Source organism: Pseudomonas sp. Lb2C2 (genome assembly GCF_052112205.1).
Classification (GTDB): Bacteria; Pseudomonadota; Gammaproteobacteria; order Pseudomonadales; family Pseudomonadaceae; genus Aquipseudomonas; species Aquipseudomonas kilonensis.
Genome location: NZ_JAUTYW010000017.1, coordinates 1 through 1,756 on the forward strand (window position 1 = coordinate 1; position 1,756 = coordinate 1,756).

The window sequence follows — 1,756 nt, forward strand, 5'->3', positions numbered from 1 at the left end:
AAGTGATGCGGTAGAGGAGCGTTCTGTAAGCCTGTGAAGGTGAGTTGAGAAGCTTGCTGGAGGTATCAGAAGTGCGAATGCTGACATGAGTAACGACAATGGGTGTGAAAAACACCCACGCCGAAAGACCAAGGTTTCCTGCGCAACGTTAATCGACGCAGGGTTAGTCGGTCCCTAAGGCGAGGCTGAAAAGCGTAGTCGATGGAAAACAGGTTAATATTCCTGTACTTCTGGTTATTGCGATGGAGGGACGGAGAAGGCTAGGCCAGCTTGGCGTTGGTTGTCCAAGTTTAAGGTGGTAGGCTGGAATCTTAGGTAAATCCGGGATTCCAAGGCCGAGAGCTGATGACGAGTTACCCTTTGGGTGACGAAGTGGTTGATGCCATGCTTCCAAGAAAAGCTTCTAAGCTTCAGGTAACCAGGAACCGTACCCCAAACCGACACAGGTGGTTGGGTAGAGAATACCAAGGCGCTTGAGAGAACTCGGGTGAAGGAACTAGGCAAAATGGCACCGTAACTTCGGGAGAAGGTGCGCCGGTGAGGGTGAAGCACTTGCTGCGTAAGCCCACGCCGGTCGAAGATACCAGGCCGCTGCGACTGTTTATTAAAAACACAGCACTCTGCAAACACGAAAGTGGACGTATAGGGTGTGACGCCTGCCCGGTGCCGGAAGGTTAATTGATGGGGTTAGCTAACGCGAAGCTCTTGATCGAAGCCCCGGTAAACGGCGGCCGTAACTATAACGGTCCTAAGGTAGCGAAATTCCTTGTCGGGTAAGTTCCGACCTGCACGAATGGCGTAACGATGGCGGCGCTGTCTCCACCCGAGACTCAGTGAAATTGAAATCGCTGTGAAGATGCAGTGTATCCGCGGCTAGACGGAAAGACCCCGTGAACCTTTACTATAGCTTTGCACTGGACTTTGAATTTGCTTGTGTAGGATAGGTGGGAGGCTTTGAAGCGTGGACGCCAGTTCGCGTGGAGCCATCCTTGAAATACCACCCTGGCAACTTTGAGGTTCTAACTCAGGTCCGTTATCCGGATCGAGGACAGTGTATGGTGGGTAGTTTGACTGGGGCGGTCTCCTCCTAAAGAGTAACGGAGGAGTACGAAGGTGCGCTCAGACCGGTCGGAAATCGGTCGTAGAGTATAAAGGCAAAAGCGCGCTTGACTGCGAGACAGACACGTCGAGCAGGTACGAAAGTAGGTCTTAGTGATCCGGTGGTTCTGTATGGAAGGGCCATCGCTCAACGGATAAAAGGTACTCCGGGGATAACAGGCTGATACCGCCCAAGAGTTCATATCGACGGCGGTGTTTGGCACCTCGATGTCGGCTCATCACATCCTGGGGCTGAAGCCGGTCCCAAGGGTATGGCTGTTCGCCATTTAAAGTGGTACGCGAGCTGGGTTTAGAACGTCGTGAGACAGTTCGGTCCCTATCTGCCGTGGACGTTTGAGATTTGAGAGGGGCTGCTCCTAGTACGAGAGGACCGGAGTGGACGAACCTCTGGTGTTCCGGTTGTCACGCCAGTGGCATTGCCGGGTAGCTATGTTCGGGAAAGATAACCGCTGAAAGCATCTAAGCGGGAAACTTGCCTCAAGATGAGATCTCACTGGGACCTTGAGTCCCCTGAAGGGCCGTCGAAGACTACGACGTTGATAGGCAGGGTGTGTAAGCGCTGTGAGGCGTTGAGCTAACCTGTACTAATTGCCCGTGAGGCTTGACCATATAACACCCAAGCAATTTGTGAACTCGA

General features: G+C 52.9%; 1 rRNA gene. It reads left to right on the forward strand.

Annotation, left to right across the window (positions count from 1 at the left end):
• Positions 1-1,728 (forward strand): 23S ribosomal RNA (locus Q7F16_RS30050); the annotation flags it as partial.
• Positions 1,729-1,756 lie beyond the last annotated feature (28 nt).